Annotated in this window: 24 protein-coding genes; 9 read left to right on the top strand and 15 right to left on the bottom strand. The window is 63.2% G+C overall.

The features are described from left to right. Window positions 1-305: 305 nt before the first annotated feature. Window positions 306-1,559: an ATP-grasp domain-containing protein gene (locus HP556_RS19055; protein ID WP_175368131.1), complete on the bottom strand. Its 1,254-nt coding sequence runs from the start codon at window positions 1,557-1,559 to the stop codon at window positions 306-308. A gap of 175 nt (window positions 1,560-1,734) precedes the next feature. Here HP556_RS19055 and HP556_RS19060 point away from each other — a divergent pair, with 175 nt between their 5' ends. From HP556_RS19060 to HP556_RS19075, 4 genes are all read left to right on the top strand, one after another. After that, entirely contained in the window at window positions 1,735-2,949 is a 1,215-nt protein-coding gene (locus HP556_RS19060) for an MFS transporter (RefSeq protein ID WP_175368132.1), read from the top strand. Window positions 2,950-3,011: 62 nt separating this feature from the next. Beyond that, the gene (locus HP556_RS19065; RefSeq protein WP_120287437.1) at window positions 3,012-3,665 is read left to right on the top strand and encodes an ABC transporter ATP-binding protein; all 654 of its coding nucleotides are present in this window, start codon (window positions 3,012-3,014) and stop codon (window positions 3,663-3,665) included. Further along, entirely contained in the window at window positions 3,662-6,124 is a 2,463-nt protein-coding gene (locus HP556_RS19070) for an FtsX-like permease family protein (RefSeq protein WP_175368133.1), read from the top strand. The genes HP556_RS19065 and HP556_RS19070 overlap by 4 nt, the downstream gene beginning before the upstream one ends. Beyond that, window positions 6,114-7,199 (top strand): lipocalin-like domain-containing protein, encoded by a 1,086-nt coding sequence (locus tag HP556_RS19075; RefSeq protein ID WP_175368134.1) that lies wholly within the window; start codon window positions 6,114-6,116, stop codon window positions 7,197-7,199. Before HP556_RS19070 ends, HP556_RS19075 begins: the two co-directional genes overlap by 11 nt. Before the next feature lie 254 nt (window positions 7,200-7,453). On the opposite strand, the gene HP556_RS19080 is transcribed toward HP556_RS19075, so the two are convergent. From HP556_RS19080 to HP556_RS19105, 6 genes are all read right to left on the bottom strand, one after another. Continuing rightward, window positions 7,454-8,647, bottom strand: a complete 1,194-nt coding sequence (locus HP556_RS19080; RefSeq protein ID WP_089267812.1) for an ABC transporter substrate-binding protein — start codon at window positions 8,645-8,647, stop codon at window positions 7,454-7,456. A 151-nt stretch (window positions 8,648-8,798) separates the two neighbouring features. Continuing rightward, entirely contained in the window at window positions 8,799-9,023 is a 225-nt protein-coding gene (locus HP556_RS19085) for a hypothetical protein (RefSeq protein WP_089267813.1), read from the bottom strand. 63 nt (window positions 9,024-9,086) lie between these two features. Next, a complete protein-coding gene (gene htpG / locus HP556_RS19090; protein WP_175368135.1) occupies window positions 9,087-10,958 on the bottom strand; it encodes a molecular chaperone HtpG in 1,872 nt (623 codons plus the stop codon). Window positions 10,959-11,080: 122 nt separating this feature from the next. Beyond that, the gene (locus tag HP556_RS19095) at window positions 11,081-11,377 is read right to left on the bottom strand and encodes a DUF3303 family protein (protein WP_093757559.1); all 297 of its coding nucleotides are present in this window, start codon (window positions 11,375-11,377) and stop codon (window positions 11,081-11,083) included. 32 nt (window positions 11,378-11,409) lie between these two features. Then, a complete protein-coding gene (locus tag HP556_RS19100; protein WP_210269243.1) occupies window positions 11,410-11,586 on the bottom strand; it encodes a hypothetical protein in 177 nt (58 codons plus the stop codon). A gap of 142 nt (window positions 11,587-11,728) precedes the next feature. After that, window positions 11,729-12,043 carry a hypothetical protein gene (locus tag HP556_RS19105; protein ID WP_089267817.1) on the bottom strand — a complete coding sequence of 105 codons (315 nt, stop codon included), beginning with the start codon at window positions 12,041-12,043 and terminating at the stop codon, window positions 11,729-11,731. A 321-nt stretch (window positions 12,044-12,364) separates the two neighbouring features. Here HP556_RS19105 and HP556_RS19110 point away from each other — a divergent pair, with 321 nt between their 5' ends. Both HP556_RS19110 and HP556_RS19115 read left to right on the top strand, forming a co-directional pair. Next, the gene (locus HP556_RS19110) at window positions 12,365-13,435 is read left to right on the top strand and encodes a methyl-accepting chemotaxis protein (RefSeq protein WP_244528141.1); all 1,071 of its coding nucleotides are present in this window, start codon (window positions 12,365-12,367) and stop codon (window positions 13,433-13,435) included. Between the two features lie 67 nt (window positions 13,436-13,502). Then, window positions 13,503-13,868, top strand: a complete 366-nt coding sequence (locus HP556_RS19115) for a glyoxalase superfamily protein (protein WP_175368136.1) — start codon at window positions 13,503-13,505, stop codon at window positions 13,866-13,868. A 35-nt stretch (window positions 13,869-13,903) separates the two neighbouring features. Here HP556_RS19115 and HP556_RS19120 read toward each other — a convergent pair whose 3' ends face one another. The 3 genes from HP556_RS19120 to HP556_RS19130 are packed head-to-tail and all read right to left on the bottom strand — an operon-like array spanning window position 13,904 to window position 16,316. Continuing rightward, window positions 13,904-14,425 carry an NUDIX hydrolase gene (locus HP556_RS19120; RefSeq protein WP_089267820.1) on the bottom strand — a complete coding sequence of 174 codons (522 nt, stop codon included), beginning with the start codon at window positions 14,423-14,425 and terminating at the stop codon, window positions 13,904-13,906. A gap of 15 nt (window positions 14,426-14,440) precedes the next feature. Beyond that, a complete protein-coding gene (denD, locus tag HP556_RS19125; RefSeq protein WP_175368137.1) occupies window positions 14,441-15,409 on the bottom strand; it encodes a D-erythronate dehydrogenase in 969 nt (322 codons plus the stop codon). A gap of 10 nt (window positions 15,410-15,419) precedes the next feature. Next, window positions 15,420-16,316: an NAD(P)-dependent oxidoreductase gene (locus HP556_RS19130; protein WP_175368138.1), complete on the bottom strand. Its 897-nt coding sequence runs from the start codon at window positions 16,314-16,316 to the stop codon at window positions 15,420-15,422. 244 nt (window positions 16,317-16,560) lie between these two features. Here HP556_RS19130 and HP556_RS19135 point away from each other — a divergent pair, with 244 nt between their 5' ends. Then, on the top strand, window positions 16,561-17,547 hold the full coding sequence (locus HP556_RS19135) for an ABC transporter substrate-binding protein (protein WP_175368139.1): 987 nt from the start codon (window positions 16,561-16,563) through the stop codon (window positions 17,545-17,547). A 99-nt stretch (window positions 17,548-17,646) separates the two neighbouring features. After that, a complete protein-coding gene (gene ilvD / locus HP556_RS19140; RefSeq protein ID WP_175368140.1) occupies window positions 17,647-19,341 on the top strand; it encodes a dihydroxy-acid dehydratase in 1,695 nt (564 codons plus the stop codon). Between the two features lie 53 nt (window positions 19,342-19,394). Here ilvD and HP556_RS19145 read toward each other — a convergent pair whose 3' ends face one another. The 3 genes from HP556_RS19145 to HP556_RS19155 form a co-directional block, all read right to left on the bottom strand. Next, window positions 19,395-20,216, bottom strand: coding sequence for a beta-keto acid cleavage family enzyme (locus HP556_RS19145; RefSeq protein ID WP_175368141.1), 822 nt, complete (start codon window positions 20,214-20,216; stop codon window positions 19,395-19,397). Between the two features lie 3 nt (window positions 20,217-20,219). Further along, window positions 20,220-20,564 carry a RidA family protein gene (locus HP556_RS19150; protein ID WP_120288051.1) on the bottom strand — a complete coding sequence of 115 codons (345 nt, stop codon included), beginning with the start codon at window positions 20,562-20,564 and terminating at the stop codon, window positions 20,220-20,222. A gap of 120 nt (window positions 20,565-20,684) precedes the next feature. Beyond that, the gene (locus HP556_RS19155) at window positions 20,685-20,912 is read right to left on the bottom strand and encodes a hypothetical protein (RefSeq protein WP_147421582.1); all 228 of its coding nucleotides are present in this window, start codon (window positions 20,910-20,912) and stop codon (window positions 20,685-20,687) included. Window positions 20,913-21,224: 312 nt separating this feature from the next. On the opposite strand from HP556_RS19155, the gene recQ reads away from it, so the two are divergent. Then, a complete protein-coding gene (gene recQ, locus HP556_RS19160) occupies window positions 21,225-23,102 on the top strand; it encodes a DNA helicase RecQ (protein WP_089267826.1) in 1,878 nt (625 codons plus the stop codon). Between the two features lie 23 nt (window positions 23,103-23,125). Here the strand turns inward: recQ and HP556_RS19165 are convergent, their stop codons facing one another. Then, window positions 23,126-23,458 (bottom strand): GYD domain-containing protein, encoded by a 333-nt coding sequence (locus HP556_RS19165; protein WP_175368142.1) that lies wholly within the window; start codon window positions 23,456-23,458, stop codon window positions 23,126-23,128. Window positions 23,459-23,493: 35 nt separating this feature from the next. After that, window positions 23,494-23,997, bottom strand: coding sequence for a hypothetical protein (locus tag HP556_RS19170; RefSeq protein ID WP_210269244.1), 504 nt, complete (start codon window positions 23,995-23,997; stop codon window positions 23,494-23,496). Window positions 23,998-24,437 lie beyond the last annotated feature (440 nt).

Consider the following 24,437-nt stretch of genomic DNA (forward strand, 5'->3'; position numbering starts at 1 on the left):
TTTCGTTGGCCTCGCGGAAGTGCGGGGCACTTTTGGATAACCGGATCAGCGCGGCACACATTGATACACATCAATCGCCTCTTACCTCTCCCCGCATCTTGCGCGGGGAGAGGTCGGGTCGCGCGCATCGCGCGTGATCCGGGTGAGGGGCGGCGCACTGCAGTTGCAGCCTAGCAAGACCTATCGAATCGAAGAAACAGAGATGGCAGTGGCTGAGGTGCCACGCCCCTCTCCCCGCGCAGAGCGGGGAGAGGGAGCCGGCCGCGTCTGCCGCAACTATTCAACTCTAACGCGGCCGGATGAAACTAAAACCTCTCGCTTTCGATGGCTGCAACCGTCCCGGCATCGAGCAGATGCTGGCCCCAACCGCGTTTCGCCAGCGCATGCGACAGCCCCGGAGACATCAACAGCAACAGCGCGGTCATGACCAATGGCACGGCGCTGAGCCAGTCGATGCGCACCGGCGTGAGCTCCTCCGTGCTGCCGGCATAGTCGCCGCGACGACGCCAGATATCGCGGCAAATGCGTAGCAGATCGCGCCTGTTGCCGCCGCGCTGCGCACTGCCGAGGAGCACCTGCATGGCCTGATGCGTGACGACGTCCTTGCACGTCGCCGGTGCGACATCCAGCGTCTCGCCCAGGGAAACGCGCAGCAGCAGATCGACCAGATCGACGCCGGCGAGCCAGGCGGCCATCGGCTCCACCAGCCGCGGATTGCAGTCGATATAGAATGGCCCGCTGTCATCGTCCGGCATCATGAAGTCGATCGACAGCGCGCCGTGCCAGGCGAGATGCCGGCCGATGGCCGCGAGATCGTCACGCACGCGGTCACGTCGCACGCCGCGCTTGATGGCATCGCCGCCCCCGGCACCCTCCATGATCTGGCGAGTGACGTGAAAGCCGACCAGTTCGCCGCGGCAGAACACGCCCTGCGCCTTCTCGGTCGCGCCCGTGACACGGGCCTGCACCAGTACTTCGCTGGCAAGGCCGTTTCCGGCCTCAAGCTCTTTCATTGCGAGCGCAAGGTCGGCATCATTGCGCACCATCCAGACGCCACGGCTGGCGGTGCCGATGGTGGTCTTGATAACGCAGGGGAAGCGGACTGCAGCACGAAGCGTATCGGCGCTTGCGACGATCTGCGTCTCGGGTTGCGGCAATCCAAGCTCGCTCAGCATACGGCTGAAACCGGCCTTGCTATGCGCCGCCCGGTAGCTCGCGAAGGACGGCAAGGCCAGGCCGGCCAGCGGCCTCAGCCGCTCCTGCACTTTCGCGAACAGGAAGCCCTGTTCGTGGATCGGCAGCAGCACGTCATAGTCGCCAGTCGCCAGCAGGCCTTCGATGAACCGCAGGAAGCCCAGGGGATTTTCCCGCATTCCCGGGCAGCGGTGATATGTGCGGATAAATCGCGAGAACCGCGCCAGCCCGGCAGCGGCGGGATCGCAGACATCTACCACATGGCCGGCGAGGCCGAGCACGGTGACAGCCTCCCGCGCGGAGGTGCTGGTGCCTTCCGACAGCAGTATCCGCAGCGGCTTAAAATTCGGGCTGCTCGTCATCATGCTCAATCATGTCGCATTCCCGGGCCGTGGTCGCGTTTCCCGATGCCGCCCTGCACGGGCCGCAACACCTGCATGTCGCAGCGCTGATAGACATTAACCTGCTGAGAACGTAGGCATAGCGCACCTTTTCGAGGCTGCAAAAAGCGGCCGTCAGCCGCCTTGGGTGGAAACGCATATGGTCGATATTCCGGCCTCGACCTCGCATCTCGCTGCGCGTGACCATGTCCCTTCGGCGACGCGCACGCTGACGGCGATTTCCACTGCGCATTGGGTCAGCCACTTCCACATCTTCGTACTGCCAATGCTGTTCCCGTTCCTGAAGGATCGGCTCGGCGTCGGCTATATCGAACTCGGCTTCGCGCTGACCACCTTTGCCGTCGTCTCCGGCCTCACGCAGGCGCCGATCGGCTATCTCGTCGACCGCATCGGCGCGCGCAAGATCCTGATCCTCGGCGTCACGCTCGGCGGCTGCGCGCTGATCGCGCTCGGCCTGTTGCTGAGCTATCCCGCCCTGATCGTCTGCGCCGCGCTGCTCGGCCTCGCCAACAGCGTCTATCACCCGGCCGACTACGCCATCCTCGCCGCGCATATGGACGAGTCGAAGATGGGTCGCGCATTTTCGATCCATACATTCGCAGGCTTCGTCGGCGGCGCAGTCGCGCCTCCCCTGATGGCGGCACTGCTGGTTGGTATCGGCGGCCAGGGCGCGCTGATCGTCGCGGGCGCCATCGGCGTGGCAATTGCACTGATGCTGATCGTGGTCGGCATTCCCGATGCCGGCGCGATGGCTGATGGCGATGACGCCAAGGGCGCCGAGTCGCCCAAGGTCAGCATGATGACCCCGGCGATCCTGATGCTGACGCTGTTCTTCACGCTGCTGTCGCTGTCGCAGAACGGCATCAACAGCTTCGGCATCGTCGCGCTGATGAACGGCTACGGCACATCGCTGTCATCGGCGAATATCGCGCTCACCGCTTTCCTCGCGGCCAGCGCCGTCGGCGTGCTTGCCGGCGGGTGGCTGGCCGATCGGACCAGACACCACAGCCGCGTCGCCGCCGTGTGTTTCACGATCAATGCCGCCATCATCTGTGCCATCGCCGTGTTCACGCTGCCGACGCCGGTGATCGTCGCGGCCATGACCACCGCGGGCTTCCTCGGCGGCGTGCTGACGCCGTCGCGCGACATGCTGGTGCGCGAGGCCGCCCCTCCCGGCGCTGCCGGCCGCGCCTTCGGCATCGTCTCGACCGGCTTCAATTTCGGCGGCATCATCAGCCCCATCCTGTTCGGCTGGTTCATGGACCACGCCTTGCCGCATTGGGTGTTCGGCGCATCCGCCTGCTTCATGGCGGCGACAGTGCTGCTCGCGTTGGTGTCGGAACGCAAGCGGTAACGGGTTGTCGTCCCGCCTGCGTGGGGGACGACGGGCAGCGGTTCTGTTATGGTCTCCGCCGCATGCTCACGGTTCGCCATCTCACCAAATCCTATCGTTCAGCCCAGGAACAGATCGCCGTTCTGCGCGGCGTCGATCTCAGCGTTGCCGCAGGCGAGAGCGTGGCGCTGACCGGCGAATCCGGCAGCGGCAAGAGCACGCTGCTGCATCTGATCGCCGGCCTCGATGAAGCCGACAGCGGCGAGATCCAACTCGGCGATATCATCGTCACCGGGCTCCATGATTCCGCCCGCGCCGCGCTGCGCCGCGACCGGCTCGGCCTCGTGTTCCAGCAGTTCAACCTGATCCCGTCGCTGTCGGTCGCCGACAATCTGGCGTTCCAGTCGCGCATCGCCGGTAAGCATGACGCAGCCTGGCAGCGCGAACTGACCGAGCGCCTCGGCCTCGGCGCGCTGCTCAGGCGCTATCCCGAACAACTCTCCGGCGGCCAGCAACAGCGCGTCGCCATCGGCCGCGCATTGGCATCGAAGCCGCCGCTGCTGCTCGCCGATGAACCCACCGGCAATCTCGACGAGGATACGGCTGACGAAGTCTTGAGGCTGGCGCGCGATCTGGTCGCCCGCACCGGCTGCGGTTTCCTGATGGTGACCCATAGCGAGCGTCTCGCGGCCACGCTGGATCGCCGCATCCATCTTCATGCCGGGCTGATCGCGTGAGACGCGCGCTCTGGATCCTTGCGGTACTGCTCAGCCACTGGCGCCGGCATCCGATGCAGTTCGCCACGCTCCTGATCGGCCTGATCGCCGCGACCGCATTATGGAGCGGTGTGCAGGCGCTCAACCAGCAGGCCCGCACCAGCTATGACCGCGCCGCCGCGGCCTTCGGCGGAACGCGCACGCCGATGCTGGTCGCAACCAATGGCGGCGCGTTTTCGCAACAGCTCTTTGTCGATCTCCGCCGCGCGGGCTGGCCGGTGTCCCCTGTGGTCGAAGGCCGCATCTCCATTGGCGGCCGCTCGGTGCGCCTGCTCGGCATCGAGCCGGTGACCATGCCTGTCGAAGCCAGCGCTGCGACGGAGATCGGCAGGACCGGCGCGCAGGCGTTTCTGACGCCGCCCGGTCAGGCGCTGATTGCGCCGGAAACACTGGCGAGCCTCGGTCTCGCCGAGGGCGCGACGCCCGCGCTCAATGACGGAGCGCTGCTGCCGCCCCTGAAACTGCAGCCGCAGCTCGCACCCGGCGTGCTGGTGGTCGATATCGGCATTGCGCAGAAACTGCTGAAGATGCCGGATCAGATCTCGCGCCTGCTGATCGGCAGCGCCAAGGGTCCCCGCGCTTCGCTTGAAAGCGTCGCCGGCGATCGGTTGCGGCTGGTGCAGCCCGATGCAGAGACCGACCTCGAACGTCTCACCGACAGTTTCCATCTCAATCTCACCGCCTTCGGCCTGCTATCCTTCTTCGTCGGGCTGTTCATCGTCAATTCGGCCATCGGCCTCGGCTTCGAACAGCGCCTGCCGATGCTGCGCACCTTGCGTGCCTGCGGCGTCTCGGCGCGGCAGCTCAACAGTGTGCTGATCCTCGAACTCGTCAGCATCGCACTGATCGCCGGCGCCATCGGTCTCGTCTGCGGCTATTTCATCGCCGCATCGCTGCTGCCCGATGTTGCGGCCAGCCTGCGCGGGCTCTATGGCGCGCAAATCCCTGGGCAATTGACGCTGAAGCCGGAATGGTGGTTCGCTGGTCTCGCGATTTCCATCATCGGTGCGCTGCTGGCGGCGACATCGAGCCTGCTGAAAGCTGTCCATCTCCCCTTGCTCGCCACCGCACAGCCCTATGCCTGGCAACAGGCACAGCATCGCTGGCTGCGACTGCAAGGCACGGGCGCATTGCTCGTGTTCATCGCTGCCGGGCTCGCGCTCTGGCTTGGCGATTCACTGATTGCTGGCTTCTTCGTGCTTGCTGCATTGCTGCTCGGCGCAGCGCTCGCATTGCCGGTTATCCTCGGCATCGTCCTTGCCTGCGGTGAACGCAGCACGCGACGGCCGCTCGTCACATGGTTCTGGGCCGACAGCCGACTGCAGCTTTCCGGCCTGTCGCTGGCGCTGATGGCGTTGCTGCTGGCGCTCGCCGTCAATGTCGGCGTCGGCACCATGGTGGAGAGTTTCAGCCGGACCTTTACGGGCTGGCTCGACGGGCGGCTGGCGTCCGAGATCTATCTGAACGCGGCGAGCGAGAAGCAGGCGATCGAGATCAAGACCTGGCTGAAGACGCGCCCCGACGTGCAGGCCGTTCTGCCGGGCAGCCGCACCGACCTGCAGTTCAACGGTGCGCCGATCGAGCTTCTCGGCTTCGCCGATCACGCCACCTATCGCGATCAATGGCCGCTGCTGGATTCCACCAGCGACGCATGGGATCGCGTGCGCAGCGGCGACGGCGCGCTCGTCAGCGAACAACTCTCGCTGCGCATGAAGCTCAAACTCGGCGATCGTCTGGACGTGCCGACGCCGACCGGCACATGGCCGATGGACGTCGTTGCCGTGTATGCGGATTACGGCAATCCCAAAGGCCAGATCGGCGTGAATATCGATGCGCTGGTCAAACATTTCCCTGACATTTCGCAGACGCGCATGGGCCTGCGCGTGGCCCCCGCGGCCGTGCCCGCGCTGATCGACGCCATCCGCACGCGCTTCGGTCTCGACGGCCGCAACCTCGCCGACCAGACGACAGTGAAAACGGAGTCACGGGCGATCTTTAATCGCACTTTCGCGGTGACGGCGGCGCTCAACGCCTTCACGCTTGGCGTCGCCGGCGTCGCGCTCCTCACCAGCCTGCTCACGCTGAGCAATTCGCGCCTGCCCCAACTGGCGCCGCTCTGGGCCATTGGCATCACACGTCGCCGCCTTGCCGGTATCGAGCTGTTGAAGACGCTGTCGGTTGCCTTGATTACCTCACTGCTAGCGCTGCCGCTCGGGCTGCTGGTGGCGTGGTGCCTCATCGCTATCGTCAATGTAAAGGCCTTTGGCTGGCGCCTACCGTTCCATGTGTTTCCACTGCAACTGGTCCAGTTGCTCGGCGTTGCCATGTTGGCCTCGCTGCTCGCAGCTCTGCTACCGATCCTGAAGCTGCTGCGCATGCAACCGGCCACGCTGGTGAAAGTGTTCGCCAATGAGCGATAGCTTGCTCACACGTCGCAGCTTGATCGGCGGCATCGCGCTGCTCGGGCTCGGCGGTTCACGCGCATTCGCCCAGGGCTTTGCCGGCCTCGGCCGCGACGCCGAAGGCTTTGCGGCTGTCGTTCCGGGCCGCCCCCTCACCTTTCCGGCCGATCACGGCCCGCATCCGGATTATCGCATCGAATGGTGGTACCTCACCGCCAACCTCACGGACGCATCGGGCAATGCCTATGGCGCGCAGTGGACGCTGTTTCGTCAGGCGATGGCGGCCGGCGCGCAGGGCGACGGCTGGGCGACGCCGCAGATCTGGATGGGTCATGCGGCGGTGACATCTGCAAAGTCACATCATGCGACAGAAACCTTTGCCCGCGGCGGCATCGGTCAGGCTGGCGTGACGGCGACGCCGTTCCGGGCATGGATCGATGCGTGGGAGATCCGTGGGCTTGAGAACTTCGACGACGTGTCGATTGCGCCGCTCGACGTGTCCGCTTCGTCAGCGGATTTCAGCTACCGGCTCCGGCTCCCTGCGCAGCAGCCGCTGGTGCTGCAGGGCGACAACGGCTTCAGCCGCAAGTCGGAACGTGGGCAAGCGTCGTATTACTACAGCCAGCCCTATTTCACCGCATCGGGCGTGCTGACCATCGACGGCAAGGAGATTGCCGTCACCGGCCGCGCCTGGATGGACAGGGAATATTCCAGCCAGCCGCTGGCTTCCGACCAGACCGGCTGGGATTGGTTCTCGCTGCATCTGCCTGATAATGCAAAACTGATGTTGTTTCGCCTCAGGCAGAAGGACGGCGCGCATTATTTTGCCGGCAACTGGATCACCGCGGACGGAAAATCCGAACAGCTTGCCCCAGGCGCTATAGATATGACGCCGACCGTCATGACGGAGATCGCCAGCCGCAGGATCCCGACGTCATGGAAGGTATCGATCGCATCGCGCGGATTGCAGATCACGACCTCGCCGCTGAATGCCAGGAGCTGGATGACGACGAGCTTCCCCTATTGGGAAGGGCCGGTGAGCTTCACCGGGAGCCACAGCGGTACGGGCTATCTGGAAATGACGGGATATTAGGGGGTTATCTTCTTAACCTCTCCCCGCTCTGCGCGGGGAGAGGTCGAAATGCGAGCGGAGCGAGTATTTCGGGTGAGGGGCATGGCATTGAGCTTGCCCCACTTACCACACCCTCGGATCGCACCATCCGACCCGCGAATAAGAGCTTGTATTTTCCGCCATACCTCGCCCCTCACCCGGGGCCGTCGCTTCGCGCCGGCCCCGACCTCTCCCCGCAATGCGGGGAGAGGTTAAGGAAGATCAGCGCTTCGATTTTACTTCGTCAGCGGGCAGCCGCTCTCGGCTGCGGTCGGATAGGCCTTGTCGCCGGGCACCACGGCGAGCTGCTTGTAGTAGTCCCACGGCTTCTTGGATTCCGACGGCTTCTTGACCTCGAACAGATAGAGGTCCTTCACCATGCGGCCATTGGCCAGCACCTTGCCGCCCTGGGCGAAGGCGTCATCGACCGGAAGTTCCTTCAGCTTCTTCGCGACAGCTTCGGAGTCCTTGGTGCCTGCCGCCTTGACTGCCTTCAGATAAGACAGCGTCGACGAATAGGTGCCGGCCTGGATCATGTTCGGCATGCGCTGGGTGCGCTTGAAGAAGCGATCGGCAAACTCACGCGACTTGTCGTCGCGATCCCAATAGAAAGATTCCGTCAGCACCAGACCCTGCGCCGCCTGCAGCCCGAGGCCATTCACTTCGGCCAGCGTGAGGAGGAGACCCGCAAGCTTCTGGCCGCCGGCGACGATGCCGAATTCAGCCGCCTGCTTCACGGCGTTGGTGGTGTCGAGGCCGGCATTGGCAAGGCCGATGACCTTGGCCTTGGACGCCTGAGCCTGCAGCAGGAACGACGAGAAGTCAGACGAGTTCAGCGGATGGCGAACGGCGCCGAGCACCTTGCCGCCCTTTGCCTTCACGATGTCGCCGGTGTCCTTCTCCAGCGAATAACCGAAGGCATAGTCCGCCGTGAGAAAGAACCAAGTATCGCCGCCAGCTTCGGTCAGCGCGCCGCCGGTGCCAACACCCAAGGCGCGTGTATCGAACGACCAGTGGAAGCCATAGGGCGTGCAGGCATCGCCGGTGACGCGCGACGAGGCCGCGCCGACCACGATGTCGATCTTCTTCTCTTGATTGGACAGTTCCTGAACCGCGAGCGCCACCGACGAGGTGGTCAATTCAGTGATCATGTCGACGCCTTCGACGTCATACCAGCGCCGCGCGATCGAGACGGCGAGATCAGGCTTGTTCTGGTGATCCGCGGTGACCAGTTCGATCTTCTTGCCGAGCACCTCGCCGCCGAAATCCTCGATCGCCATCTTGGCGGCTTCGACCGAATACTTGCCGCCGTAATCGGCATAGACACCGGACTGATCGTTGAGAATGCCGATCTTGACGCCTTGCGCCGAGGCCGGAGCGGCCAGGAAAAGACCGCACAGCGCAGCCGTCGACAACAGTCCGAACTTCATCAATGCCTCCCAAGTTTTTAATTTGGGCGCACGCTATGTGAGAAGCTCGGGACGAACCAGATAATCTTTCGACTTAGCCGAAATGTGCAGATCAGCTTTGCGTTAGTTCAAGATCACTCCCAACGACGATTGCTGCAACGCACGCGCGCGGTCACTGCATCCGCTTTTTCAACGCGGCGTCGATACAGGCGAGTTCCCGCTCGATCTCCGCGACCATCGAGACAGGATCGGTGTCGGAGATCAGGTGCATCTTCTCGTATGTCCCATCCTGAATGCTCTTCAGGATGGCCAGACGATCGTCCCGATAACCCTGCAGGCGCTCGAAATCGCCGCGCTCGGCATATTTCGCGATGAGTTTCTCGAAGACAGTGCTCATGGGTGGAGTTCCTTGGCATCAAAAGCGCGGGGACGAATGCCCCGCGCCGTGAATGGTCGGCGATCACAAACCGCGCAGCACCAACCGGTTGAGACGGCTCGCAAACGCGGCCGGATCTTCTGGCAATTCGCCGTCGAGGATCTGCGCCTGCTCGAGCAGCAGGAACGCGATGTCGGACGCTTCGCCGCCCGCCGCCTTGTCGGCACCGGCGATCTTCGCCACCAGCGGATGGCGCAGATTGATCTCGAGGATCGGCTTGGTGACGCTGCCGCGATTCTGCATCGCCAGCATGCGCTCGAGCTCGCGATCCGGACCGGCGCCGCCGGCGACGAGACACGACGCCGACGTGGTCAGACGCGTCGAGACCTTCACGTCCGAAACGCGCTCGCCGAGCGCATCCTTGATGACGGCGATGGTCGCGGCCTCGTCGGTCTCGGTCTTCGGCTCGTCCTTGGTCGCGTCTTCATCAATGCGCGGGATCAGATCGAGATTGACCTCGCCCTGGCTCAGCGACTTCAGCGGCTTGCCGTCGAAATCCAGCGGCGCCGACGACCAGAACGCATCGACAGCGTCGGTCAGCAGCAGCACCTCGATTCCGCGCGACTTGGCGGCTTCCAGCTTCGGATTCGACTTCAGGCGATCAAGGCTGTCGCCGGCAAGATAATAGATCTCGGTCTGGTTCGGCTTCAGGTCGGCGACATAGTCCTTCAGCGAACGCTTCTCTCCGGAGGTCGTCGTGAAGCGCGACAGCGCCAGCAGCTTCTCGCGACGCTCGAAATCCTCATAGATGCCTTCCTTGATCACCGGGCCGAAGGCGTCCCAGATCTTGGTGAACGTCTCGGCATCCTTCTCGCTCAGCGTCTCCAGCTCGCCGATCACACGGGTCGCCACGGCCTTCCTGATTTGCGCGAGCTGCGGATTGTTTTGCAGCATCTCCCGGGAGAGGTTCAGCGGCAGATCCTCGGCATCGATGACGCCGCGGATGAAGCGCAGATAGGACGGCAACAGGTCCGCATCGTTGGTGATGAAGACGCGACGCACATAGAGCTTCACATGGCCCTTGCGGTTCGGCTCAAACAGGTCGAACGGCTTCTGCGACGGCGCGAACAGCAGCACCGCATAGGAATAGCGGCCCTCGGCACGGTAATGCAGCGTCATCGCCGGTTCGTCATAGGCATGCGCGATAGACTTGTAAGCCGCGCTGTAATCCTCCGGCGTCAGTTCGGACTTGGAGCGCTGCCACAGCGCGCTGGCCGAATTGATCTGGCGCGGCTCGGCATCGCCGTCCTTGAGCATGATCGGAAACTGGATGTTGTCCGAATAGGCGCCGACAATGCGCTCGATCTCGTAAGTTTCGAGATATTTCTTCGCGTCTTCTTTCAGATGCAGCACAATGGAGGTGCCGGTCGGCACGCTCATGCCGTCACTGACCTGGCCGATCTCGAAACCCGCACCGCCGGTCGAGGTCCAGGTGAAGGCGTCATGGGTGCCGGCGCGGTGGCTGGTGACGACGATCTTCTCGGCCACCATGAAGGCCGCATAGAAGCCGACGCCGAACTGGCCGATCAGATTCGAGCCGTCCTTGGCCTCGGTCAGCCGCGACAGAAACGACTTGGTCCCAGATCTCGCGATGGTCCCTAGGTTGTCGATCAGTTCCTGGCGATCCATGCCGATGCCGGTATCGACGATCGACAGCGTACCGGCCGCCTTGTCCGGAATGATGGTGATGTTGGGCGACTGGCCGTCGGGGATCAGCTGCGGATTGGCGATCGCCTCATAGCGCAGCTTGTCGCAAGCGTCGGACGCATTGGAGACCAGTTCGCGCAGAAAAATGTCGGTCTCGGAATAGACCGAGTGAACCATCAGGTTCAGCAATTCGGCGACTTCGGCCTGGAACGGCTGGGAAACGGGTGCAGCGGTGTCAGTGGTCGTCATGAAAAGTGCCCGATACTGGTAAGGGAGAGATCACGCATATAGCGACGCGGATTTGCCGAGTCCATGGTGCGAACCGATGGTTTCCGCGCGAAAAGGCTGATCGGGAACTGAAACTCGCGACGCTACTTTGAAGCAGCGACCTGCGATGCGAGCAGAGCCGTGGTCGCATCGAGATCGACCAGCGGATAGACCTCGAACTGAGCCGGGATGATATCGGCCCATTCGTTCAGGATGCGATGCAGCACTTCATTGCCATCGACCTTGAACACCGCGACCACGCCGCGGCCGACGCGCGGATAGATGTGCTGGCAGACACCCGACGCCTGATACCCAGCCATCCACGGCCAGAAGCTCTGACGCGCGGCCGCCATGTCGGACGGACGATCTGCGCGCGGATTCGAGATCACCAGAAACAGCATCGCTGATCTCCTGTCGGCGTACTCAGAACGCGTCAGCCCTGCAGCGCACCGTGATAGGCGCTTTCCAGCATGGCCAGGCATTCACGCGCACGCGCCTGCGCGATGTCGTTCGCGGTCTGGGAGATTTCGCGGAGATCGCGGATCGCCAGATCGACGGCGCTCAGCAGATCGATTTCACACTCATCGGCCTGGGGGGCCGCTACACGCATGGGGAAAGGGATAACTACACTCACTGGCACGCCCGCTCTTCACGATTGCAACGCTCGAATCACTCGCGACTCATTTGGCCTGCGAATGGTTAAGCCAATCGGTAGGAAGCAACGGATCTGACGTAAAACTGTCGCGCCGCCGTCAATCCTGCCAGCTCACCGGCGGGATCAGACCGACGGACGGGTCATCGCCAGGGTCATCCGACGGCTGGATCGTGGGCGCTTCGTCCTGTTCGGGCGTCGCGTCGATAATCATGGCCGGCGACGGAAGCTGTGGAACGGCCATGCTCTGCTGCCCGCGCCGATAAGATTCGAATTCGAGCTGTTTGGCGAAATACCGGAACAGGTCAGCCGCGTATTTGCGCTGCTCGGGGCTGGACGCCGAGGCGATCTGGAAGATCAATTCGTCGGACAGTTCCGACGTGGTCGCACCGGTTAGGTCTTCGAGAACGCTCATCACAATGGCTCGGCCTATGAAGCCTTGAGCCTGCACGAGTGTGGTTGATATCGCGTTGTTCGTCAGAGCAATCGGGAGCGCGTGCATAAGCATCACTAATGACGCCCTAATTTGTACCGCTAGGGGGCACCGAACGTCCTGCGGATGCGGCCGCGCATGACCAGACGCAATGAGATAGTGCCTGTTGCGCACTCCTGCCGCTTATTCGTGCAAGTCGGCGGAACCCGGCACACGGAAAATTAAGCCACGATTAACCATGATCGGGCGATAACCGGGAGGTAACTGATTGCTGTCAACGGGGATACGACGATGGTCTTGGCAATGAACCGCAGCAGTCATTCTGCGCATGCCAATGCAACCGAAGAGAACGACGATAGCTCCGATATCTCCGCGCTGATTGGGCGGTTGACCGCCGAGGTCAACGAGATCGCCTGCGAGAAGACCAGGTCGATCCAGCACATCACCAACCAGATGAAGATGCTGGCGCTGAACGCGCTGATCGAAAGCTCGCGCGCCGGCGCGCAGGGCGCGGGCTTCGCCGTCGTCGCGCAGGAAGTGCGCAATGTCGGCCAGCAGGTCGAGACCATCGCGCGCGATCTGGAATCCCAGCTCACCGCCCGCACGGGCAGCCTGATGGCGTCGATCGAGAAGATGACCGAGCGCTCGCGCGGCGAACGCATGGTCGACCTGTCGCTGAATGCCATCGAACTGATCGACCGCAATCTCTATGAGCGCACCTGCGACGTCCGCTGGTGGGCGACCGACTCGGCCGTCGTCGATTGCGCAGCCGCACCGAGCGATGCCACCGTCGCTCATGTCTCCGAGCGACTTGCCGTGATCCTCGGCGCCTACACCGTCTATCTCGATCTCTGGCTGTGCGACATGCAAGGCAATGTCATCGCCAGCGGCCGTGGCGATCGTTTCAATGTCACGGGCCAGAATATCGCCGGCACTGCCTGGTTTCGCGATGCCCGTACGCTGCGCTCCGGCGACGACTACACCGCGGGCGACGTCGAGCGCCAGCCGCTCCTGAACAATGCGCAGGTCGCGACCTATTGCGCCAGCGTGCGCGAAGGCGGCAAGGCCAATGGCCGCGCCATCGGCGTGCTCGCGATTCATTTCGACTGGGAAGCCCAGGCGCGCGCCATCGTCGAGGGCGTTCGCGTCGACGACGACAAGACGCGCGTACTGCTGGTGGATTCGAACCTGCGCGTCATCGCCTCGTCCGACGGCCAGGGCCTGCTCACCGAACGCATCCCGCTGGCCTTGAACGGCCGCCGCAGCGGCTTCTATCACGACCGTTCGGGCGGCCTCGTCGCCTTCCATGCCACACCGGGCTATGAGACTTACAAAGGTCTCGGCTGGTACGGCGTGATCATGCGCGGCGCCTAGCCGCACGATCTAGTCAATGACGACTTCGCTGCGATAATCTCCCCTACGCCACGAGCGGGAGACAGCGATGACCGACGTCACTTTCGAACCGGCAATTCCGGTTCTGCGCATCTATGACATTGCTAAAGCGAAGGAGTTCTATGTCGACTTCCTCGGCTTTGCGATCGACTGGGAACATCGTTACGAGCCGGACTCCCCGCTCTACATGCAGGTGTCGCGCGGCGGCGTGAAGCTGCATCTCAGCGAACACTATGGCGACGGCACGCCGGGCAACGTGGTCTATATCCGCGGCAGCAATATCGCGGCTTTCGCAAAGGAGCTGCATGACAAGCGGGCCCGTTTCGCGCGCCCGAGTCCGACCGATACGGCCCCAAAGATCACCGACCCGTTCGGCAATGTGCTGCGCTTCGATGACGCGACCAACACGCACTGAGCCCGCCGCTTCAGCCATCGCTGCAACGAGAGAACTTACCCGTTCAACCAGTTCCGGATCTTCGCGAAGAACCCCGTGTCACGTCGCACGCTGACAGGCCCCACGGCAATTGGCCGCACGGGCTCGCCATCCACGACCGGCGCTGCCCTTGCTGCCGCCAGCGCCATGGGCCCGACCTGCGCGAGGAACGCATGTTCATGGCTGCGCGTCAGCCGCGCCAGCGCGGCGTCAAATGGCAGCCACGCGACTTCGCTGATATCCTTCATCAACTTGCGTGACGGCGCGGCCGCGGCCTCCATGTGCCAGAAATGCACGACCTTGGTCCGTTCACCGAGCGGATAGGCCAGGGCACCGAGATAGTCATGCACCGACGCGGCATGGCCGGTCTCTTCCAGCACCTCGCGCTCGGCTGCGTCGCGCGGCGTCTCGCCATTGTCGAGCTTGCCCTTCGGCAACACCCAGTCGCCGCGCTTGCGCAGGCAGACCACGGCGAACAGCGGCGTCTCGCCCCGCTGCACGACAATGCCTCCCGCCGCCATGATGATATCGCGCGCCATGATTGTCCTTAACCGCTAACGCACAAAGACGCCATCGAGGTCATCCTCGATATGAGCATGAATGATGGAATCGAAACTCTGTTCCGCCTGAAAGCCTAGCGCCAGCGCACGTTTGGTATCGAACATCGTGGGCCATCCGGCAACCATCGCCATCGTGGCGGGATCTGGCACATGCTTGATGCGTGTCACAACACTGTCACCTCCCACACGGCGGAGCGCCGCGATCATGTCCGCGACCGATGCCCGCACGCCGGGCATCATCACCGTGCGGCGTGCGCCGAGCTTGGCGCTGTCGAGCGTCGCGCCATGAAGCAGGAATTCCGTTGTCGCGCGCGGACTGGCATGTGTCTGCCCGACGTCGTCGGTTACCGGCAGCACCGCCTCACGCCCGGCCAGCGGCTCGCGAATGATATTGGAGAAGAAACCCGACGCTGCCGCATTGGGCTTGCCCGGCCGCACGCAGATATTCGGCAGGCGAATGCCGATGCCGTCGAAGAAGCCGCGCCGCGTATAGTCCGCCAGCAGCAATTCGCAGATCGCCTTCTGCGTCCCATAGCTCGACAGCGGCGTGTGAAAGAAATCGTCGGCGATAGGACCGTTATAGGGCGCACCGAAGGTCGCGATGGACGAGGTGTAGACGATGCGAGGGCGATAACCACCCCCCATCGCGCGGATCGCCTCAAACAGATTGCGCGTGCCGTCGAGATTGACTGCGTAGCCTTTGTCGAAATTCTGCTCGGCTTCGCCGGAGACGACCGCAGCAAGATGGAAGATCAGGTCAGGTTTTGACGCCAGCAGTGCTGCGGGCGCATCCGGTTTTGCGAGATCGACCATGATGCTGCGCGCGCCGACCAGATCGCTGGGGACCGCATCGGCCATCGCCAGATCGCCGATTTCCCCACCGCCGACATGACCGTCCTTCAGCAGCCGCTCACACAGCTTGCGGCCGATCATGCCGGCCGCGCCAATCACCAGAACCTTCATTCCTTGATCTTCACTCTTTGGGTGCCGACAGCTTGTAGATCTCCAGCGCGTCGGCATCGGCGCCGCGCACCGCCTTGCCCATGCGGAAGATCTGCGCCGCGAGCGCAGCCATCGGCACCGGCGTCGATGTGTCCTGCGCCACGGCGACGACCGTATCGAGGTCCTTGAGCATCGTGTGGATGTGGCCGAGCGGCGGCGAGTGAATGCCCTGGGCCATGCGCGGCACGAACAATTGCAACGGGATCGAATCCGCAAAACCGCCGGCAAGCGCTTCCGGCAGACGCTTGGCGTCGATACCGGCATTCACCGCGAGGCGTGTCGCTTCGGCCAGCACCGCCATGGCGCAGCCGACAATCACCTGGTTGCAGAGTTTGGTCATCTGCCCGGCGCCGGTCGGCCCCATATGCGTGAAGTTACGCGCCATCGCCAGAATATAGGGCCTGATACGTTCGACATCGGCGGCCTTGCCGCCCGCCATGATCGCGAGCGTGGCTTCCTCCGCGCCCTTGGTGCCGCCCGACACCGGCGCATCGACCCAGCCCATACCGTTCGCCGCCTTCAGCCGCGCCGCGATGGACTTGGTCTTGTCCGGATGGATCGAGGAGAAATCGACGACCAGCTTGCCCTTGCCATCGCTGCCGGACAGGCCGTTGTCGCCGAACACGACCTCCTCCACCGCCGATGCATCGGTGAGGCACATGAAGACGATGCTGGCATGCGCGACGACATCGCGCGGACTGGCGGCTGCTTTCGCACCGGCCTCCACCAGAGCATTGGCCTTGCCGGGCGAGCGATTCCAGACGGCCACATCGTAACCGGCACTCAGCAACCGTTTGGTCATCGGCAGTCCCATCAGGCCGAGACCGAGGTAACCGAGCTTCTCTTTGCCGCCCGCTGAATCCACCATTTTGACGCCGTTGTCCTTCTGCCGCCGAGCCACGCTGCTCGCATCTGCGAGCTATCTACGCTGCGCCCGCAGCCGCAGCAACGATGATATCAACGCCTGCGTAACTGCCAATTGTTGCGCCACAGCACGAATGAATGTTGGGCACGCACCTCGCTTGCCAGAATATTTGAAGCATGAAAGGCTTCAAGACAGTGGGGCTTTTCTTTTGGCCGGGTCTGGCCATCATCAAACGGAGTGAGCGGGCATGAAGCTGGGTTCTTCGAAGTGGCTGGTGGCTGCGGCTCTCGCGGCGGGAGCGGTGTCGGGTGCGGCGCACGCGCAGACGATTCCGACCATCAAGGTCGGCTGGACCATTCCAGCCGAAGAATCCAAATACTGGATGATGAAGCGCCCGACCGAATTCACCAATCTCGGCAAGACCTACAATATCGAATGGACGCAGTTTCAGGGCACCTCGCCGATGACGCAGGCGCTCGCCGCCGGCGCACTGGACTGCGCCACCCAGGGCGTGCTGTCGCTCGCCAACGGCGTCAACGGCGGCAACCTCAAGGCCTATATCGTCGCGCAGCACGTGTCGGAAAAGCCCGGCAGCTTCTCGGTCTACTGGGCCGTGAAGGATGACTCGCCGATCAAGACCATCACCGATCTCAAGGGCAAGAATGTCGGCATTTCCGTCATTGGCGGCGGCACCTACGGGCCGTTCAAGATGCTGCTGAAGGGCGCCGGCGTCGATCCCGAGAAGGACGTCAAGCTGATCGAGATCGGCTTCGCAGCTTCCGAGGATGCGCTGCGCCAGGGTCGCGTCGACGCGATCAACATGAACCAGCCATTTGCCGCGCGCATGGAAGCCAAGGGCGGCACGCGCAAGCTGTTCTCGCTGAACGAGGCGATGCCGAACATCGTGCACATCCTTGAAGCCTGCCGCGCCGATTTCGTCGACAAGAACCCCGAACTCGCGAAGGCCTATGTCGCCGACATCACCCTCGGCATGAAAAAGGCGCTGGCCAACCGCGAGGAAACGCTGAAGGTCGTCAACGAAGTCATGAAGGCGCCGATCCCGGTGCTGGAGACCTATCTGCTGAAGGAGAACGACTTCGCCCGCGACCCGGGCGCAGCACCGAACTTCCCGGCCATGCAGAAGATGCTCGATATCTACACCGAGGCCGGCATGCTGCCGAAGATGGACGCGATGCAGTTCAAGCACCCGACCATCGTCGCGCCGATCCAGTAGAGCAAGACACGACATCTCACTATATGATGTCCTGAGGCCACGCCCCACGGCGTGGCCTCAATGCATTGGACGACAAGACCAAGAAACGGACAGATTCCCATGAAGAAATTGCGATCCCGCGTCACCACCGACAGCCTCGACCGTGCCCCGCACCGCGCTTTCATGCGCGCCATGGGCCTTGATGACGAGGCGATCGCAAAACCCATGATCGGCGTGGTGTCGATGAAGGGTGAGCAGACGCCCTGCAACATGACCCATGACTTTCAGGTCGACGCCGCCAAGACTGGCATTTCCGAAGCAGGCGGCACGCCGCGCGAATTCTCGACCATCTCGGTGTCCGATGCCATCAGCATGAACCATGAGGGCATGAAGTTCTCGCTGCTGTCGCGCGAAATCATCGCCGACTCCATCGAAGCCGTGATGCACGGCCTCGCTTACGACGCGCTGATCGGCTTCGGCGGCTGCGACAAGACGTTGCCCGGCGTCATCATGGGCATGGTCCGCTGCAACGTGCCGTCGATCTTCATCTATGGCGGCAGTTCGCTGCCGGGACTGCACAAGGGCAAGACGCTGACCGCCCTGGACTCCTATGAAGCCGTCGGCGCCTTCATGACCGGCGACATCGACAAGCAGGAACTGGACGCCATCGAACGCGCGTGTCTGCCGACCATCGGCGCCTGCGCCGGCCAGTTCACCGCCAATACGATGGCGATGGTGTCCGAGGCGCTGGGGATCACCATGCCCAATGTCTCGATGATCCCCGGCGTCTATGCCGAACGCGCGCAGTTCGCCCGGCGCGCCGGACGTCTGGTCATGGACATGCTGCGCAACGATGGCCCGCTGCCGCGCGACATCGTCACCCGCAAATCGCTAGAGAACGGCGCCGCCATCGTGGCCGCCACGGGCGGCTCCACCAATGCCGCGCTGCATCTGCCGGCCATCGCCAACGAGGCCGGTATCAAATTTACCATCGACGATGTCGGTGAAGTCTTCGCGCGCACGCCGCTGATCGGAAATTTGCGGCCGGGCGGCAAATATGTCGCCAAGGATGTCTACGACATCGGCGGCACGGCGGTCGTGATCCGTGCCTTGCTTGAGAGCGGCCATATCGACGGCTCCTGCATCACCATCACCGGCCGCACGATTGCGGAAGAATACAGCCACGCCAACAAGGCCGATGGCGAAATCATCTACAGTTCAGCAAAGCCGATCATGCCCGATGGCGGCGTCGCGGTGCTGAAGGGCAATCTCTCGCCCGATGGCGCGGTGATCAAGGTCGCCGGCCTGAAGAAGACGGTATTCGAGGGCACGGCGCGTGTGTTCGAGGACGAGGAGAGCTGCGTCGCCGCGGTGAAGGATCGCAGCTACAAGGAAGGCGACGTGCTGATCATCCGCAATGAAGGTCCGGTCGGCGGCCCCGGCATGCGCGAGATGCTCGGGGTCACCGCGCTCATCTACGGCCAGGGCATGGGCGAAAAGGTCGCGCTGATCACCGACGGCCGCTTCTCCGGCGCGACGCGCGGCATGTGTATCGGCTATGTCTCGCCGGAAGCCTATATCGGCGGCCCACTCGCGCTGGTGCGCGACGGTGACAAGATCCGCATCGACGCGCCTGCGCGGCGACTGGATCTGATGATCGACGAGACGGAATTTGCGGCGCGCAGAGCGGCATGGACGCAGCGCCCGCCGCGTCACCGCGCCGGTGCGCTGGCGAAATATGCCAAGCTGGTCGGACAGGCCCCCGGCGGCGCCGTCACGCATGATGGCGGCGCCGAATGGCCGTGGTTTGAGTGAGTAGTCCTGGCGCCGGCAGTGCGCTCCTTCTCCCCGCACTGCGCGGGGAGAGGTTAGGGAAGCTCCGCGGTCGCAGCCCTGAGCTCATCCGCCGTCGCCGCCTTCAGCCCAACCGCCTCGATCGCGCGTCGCGCGGCTGCAACCAGATCCTGATTGCCTTTGGCGCGGCAGCCATCCGGCAGCAATTCGTTGTTCTCGAAGCCGACACGGATATGACCGCCGAGCAATGCGCCCGCGGTGACGCAGGCCGTCTCCTGCGCACCGAAGGCGCAGACACTCCAGTGTTCGAATGTTGGCGCGCCGGATACGACGAACGGCAGCAGATCGGCCGGGTGTGACGTCTGCCCCGCCGTATAACGGCCGAGCACGAACAACACTGGCAGCTTCTCGAACGGCACTAGCCCGCGCTTGCGAAACTCGGCCAGCCGCGCAGCATCCTGCGCATCGTAGAGAATGATTTGCGGTGTCACGCGCTCGCGCTTCATCCAGCCGAGCAGATCGGCGAAGGCCTGCTCCTCGCTGGCATCGGGCACCAGTTCGCGCAGCGCCAGCGACGCCGCTTCCGGCTTCACCGCCTGCACCACCGCGCACTGCTGCGCTGGTGTGTATTTGCCGAGCGCCTCGGAGGTGATCTGGATGACAAGCCTGTCGCCGACCGCGCTGCGGATCGCCGCGATGGCGTCCCGATAGGCCGCCGCATCGAGCAGGTGACTGCCGTCGGGATGACGCACATGGGCATGGATCATCGCCGCGCCTGCCTCAAGGCAATGCGCAGCCGTCACCGCCAACTCCGCCGGCGTCAGCGGCACGGCGGGATGGTCGGCCTTGACCTTGCGGCCGCCGTTGGGGGCGACCGCAATGGCAACGGGAGGCATGATTTACGGAATCGCTGCGATGACGGCGATCTCGACCTTGATGGCGGGGTCGGCGAGCTTCGACTCGACACAGGCGCGTGCCGGGCCAACTTCGGGCACCCAGGCATCCCACACCGTGTTCATGGCATCGCGGTCATTGATATTCGGCAGCCAGACGGTGGCGCTGAGGATGTTGTTCTTGTCGGTGCCGGCTTCCTTGAGGAGCGCGTCGATCTTGTCGAGCACCTGCTTGGTCTGCGTCTTGACGTCGCCCGAATATTCATCGGGCACCTGGCCGGCCAGATAGACGGTGTTGCCATGGATGGAAGCCTGGCTGAGACGCTTGCCGGGACCGAGACGCTTGATCATGCAGAAGTCTTTCATTGAGTGTGGAACGGAGTGACCCGGGCGCGACCATCCCCGCTCGGAACTGGCCCGTCAAGCCCATGACGTCACACGGCACAAATGGCCCCGCGTGGACCACGTCCACTATTCCGCGGCGCGGGCCCGCTTCACGGCATCGTCCATCAACGCCTTTGGCGCTGGCAGCCGCAACCGGCGGCCATGCTGCAGATAGAGCAGCGCGACACGCTTCGGATCTGACAGGTTCCAGATTTCGACCGCGGGCAGCCGCCCCACCAGCGTCACGGACGGCCGATGCGCGATGACATGGGACAGGATCGCGGACTTTGGCCCCTTTTTGAATTTCCGGCGCACTTTTCGCGCGGCATTCTCATTGGCCGCGTGCCAGCGGATCTTGGGTCCGCGGCGACGGTTCAGAAGCCAAGAAAAGATTCGCAAAATGAATGGCATACGGCTTTTCTTTTTGCCCGGTTGCAGCGACGCTGGCGCGGTCGCGCACTCATTCTCTTAGAACGGATCATCGACAGGGGTAAAGCGGCGCGATCAAGGCGAAAGGTCGCGATGTCAAGAGAATGAAGCATTCTCTCGGGAATGACGCGTTCTCCTGGGGGAACGACGCGTTTCCCGGGATATACGCGACCCTCGAATCAGGAATAGACCTGCGCCATGTCCGTTCCCGCTGGCGCCTCGCGTCAATCGAAAAATCAGCCAGACGTGTTCCAGACCTCGGACGCATTGTCCGTGCTGCATTCGGTGTTCGGCCTGCCGGGTTTTCGCGGTGCACAGGAAGATATCGTTCGCCACGTGACCGATGGCGGCAATTGCCTGGTGCTGATGCCGACCGGCGGCGGCAAGTCCCTGTGTTACCAGTTGCCATCCTTGCTACGCCCGGGCTGCGGTATCGTCGTCTCGCCCTTGATCGCACTGATGCGCGACCAGGTCGCGGGCCTGCTTGAGGCGGGCGTCAAGGCGGCGGTGCTGAATTCCACCCTGTCTTGGGACGAAGCCAACGAGGTCGAGCGGCAGCTGCTCGCCGGAGAACTCGACCTTCTCTACGTCGCACCGGAACGTCTGGTCACGCCGCGGTGCCTGTCGATGCTCGGCCGCGCCAGGATCGCCCTGTTCGCCATCGATGAAGCGCATTGCGTCGCGCAATGGGGCCACGATTTCCGGCCCGAATATATCGGCCTCTCGGTCATCGCCGAACGGTTCCCGAACATTCCGCGCATTGCGCTCACGGCAACCGCCGACGATCTGACCCGGCAGGAGATCGTGCAACGCCTCCGCCTGGAAGACGCACCAAATTTCGTGGCGAGCTTCGACCGGCCCAACATCAAATACGAGATCGTCGACAAGACCAACGCGCAGAAGCAGTTGCAGGCTTTCATCAGCGACCGTCATTCCGGCGAGGCCGGCGTGGTCTATTGCCTGTCGCGCGCCAAGGTCGAGGACACCGCAGCCGCATTGAACAAGGCCGGAATCCTCGCGCTGCCCTATCACGCCGGGCTCGACGCGCGCCTGCGTGAGACCAACCAGGATCGCTTCATCAATGAAGACGGCGTGGTGATCGTCGCCACCGTCGCCTTCGGCATGGGCATCGACAAGCCCGATGTGCGCTTCGTGTGCCATCTCGATCTGCCGAAGAGCATCGAGGCCTATTATCAGGAGACCGGCCGCGCCGGCCGCGACGGCAAGCCGTCGAATGCGTGGATGGCCTATGGTCTTTCCGACATCGTGCAGCAGCGCCGCATGATCGACGAGTCCACGGGATCGGAGACCTTCAAGCGCGTCTCCATCGGCAAGCTCGATGCGCTGGTCGGCCTCGCCGAAACCGTCGATTGCCGGCGCACCCGACTGCTGGGTTATTTCGGCGAAGAGGCGACCGGCACGCGCTGCGGCAATTGCGATAATTGCCTCTCGCCGCCGAAAGTCTGGAACGGCAGCGTCGCCGCGCAGAAGCTGTTGTCCTGCGCCTATCGCACCGGGCAGAAATTCGGCGCCATGCATCTGGTGGACGTGCTGATCGGCCGCCTCACCGACAAGGTCAAGCAATTCGGCCATGACAAGCTGTCGGTATTCGGCATCGGCGGCGAACTCACCGAGAAACAATGGCGCGCCGTGATGCGGCAACTGGTGGCGCGCGGCTTTCTCTATGCGGACGCGGACGCGTTCAATGCGCTGAAGCTCACCGAAGAAGCGCGCGGCGTGCTGAAGGGCGAGATCGAGCTGATGTTCCGCGAGGAAACCGGCGGCACCGGCCGCGCCCCGCGCAGCAAATCCCGCCGCGGCGATCTCGCTGCACCGCGCAGCGACAACGCCAATCCCGATCTGCTCGCCGTGCTGCGCGCCTGGCGTTCCGAAGTCGCGAAGAAGCGCAACGTCCCGGCCTATGTCGTGCTACACGATGCCACCATCGATGGCATCGCCAGCGAACATCCCACCACGCTCGACCAGCTCCGCGAAATCCCGGGGATCGGCGACAAGAAGCTGGAGCATTACGGCGCGGAGATCCTCGCTTTGGTGAATGCGACGCCGGGACGATAGCGGGCGATCGACGCCACCGATGTCTATCGCGCGGGCCTGTAACCCTTGATGACGGACTCCGACTTCTTCAGAGCCGCCACAAGTTCCGCCCCGGTCATCAATGCAGTCGTCTGGCTGGACTTGATAGCGCCGCCCGCCGCAATCGCGACGGCGATAGCCGCCATGCTCTCGATATCCGGCACATCGGCGATCAGCATCACGTCATATTCGCCCAGGCAATACCAACCACCGATCAATTGTCCTCCGACAGCCTCCGTCGTCTGCCGTCCAACGGATTCAACGCGGTTCTGCGGATTCTTCATTTGCGCGGCCCATGATTCCGGCGTGTAGGCAGCCTGATACATATAGAGCGGCATGTTCGACCTCCGTCAGCCGGGATTGTCCTGACCTTTCACCGGGAGAACAGCGCGAGCTTCGCCATTTTCACGGCACGGCCTAACTCTATTCGCGCGATGATACCGGCAGCGATCTGCATGGTGGCGCCGATTGCCCAGCTCAAACAGATGATGCCAGCCGTCCTGGGGCGCACGGTTTCGCCCAGAATGATACTGGAGACTGACGTGATCGCCGTCACCGATGTTATGAAGGTACCGGCCGCAGTGAGCAGCTCCACCATATCCGCACTGTTGCCCAGCCCGCGCCATAGCGGCAGATGCATGCGGTAATCGGCAGGAACCTGGGGCAGATCGATCCCGAGATAGAAGCCGGTAGCCCCGTAAATGATCATGGCGAACACGACTTCACCCGAACCAATGACCTCGATGAAGCGGCCGACCTCGGCAACGAACAGCCCGCAGGCAGCCCCAACCAAAGCGAGTCCGGTCCGTTCGAGAATGTGCGCCAACCTGCTGAGGGTCGAGCGGGTATGCCACGATGCGCTGGGCTTGATGATCATGTGATCCTCGTCTGCCCATGAGCCTGTCGAGTGGGAGTTTTGAGGTCCGTCCTCCGCAATAACAAGCAGGAGTGCTTACCTAAATCGAGTGGGGTAGCGGTACCTGCTTCGGTGACATGTAAACACACGCTCGCATTCTCGCGGCGCTTGCGCGTCCGAGGTGTAAGCATTCCTTCCCGCCCCCTTGTGAGAGGGCGTGCGGAACGCCGGGTGCCCGTTACACCCTTGGGCCTGATGCGATGCGGTCTTCCGCATGGGGTAATGCATCAGGACTTTCGGAGGCGCCGAGCGATTGCCCAGCGTTCCGCCTGCGGCGTTTTTTCGGTTGCTTGCACTTTGCCTCGACGAACGCTCCGATCGCGAATTAAAGTCCCAAGGCGATGGGAAGGGAGCCTCAAGCGAGTAAGCCGAACGCGTTTTGACTTGGTCGTCCGTCACAC

The sequence above is a fragment of the Tardiphaga robiniae genome (assembly GCF_013359755.1).
GTDB lineage: Bacteria > Pseudomonadota > Alphaproteobacteria > Rhizobiales > Xanthobacteraceae > Tardiphaga > Tardiphaga robiniae.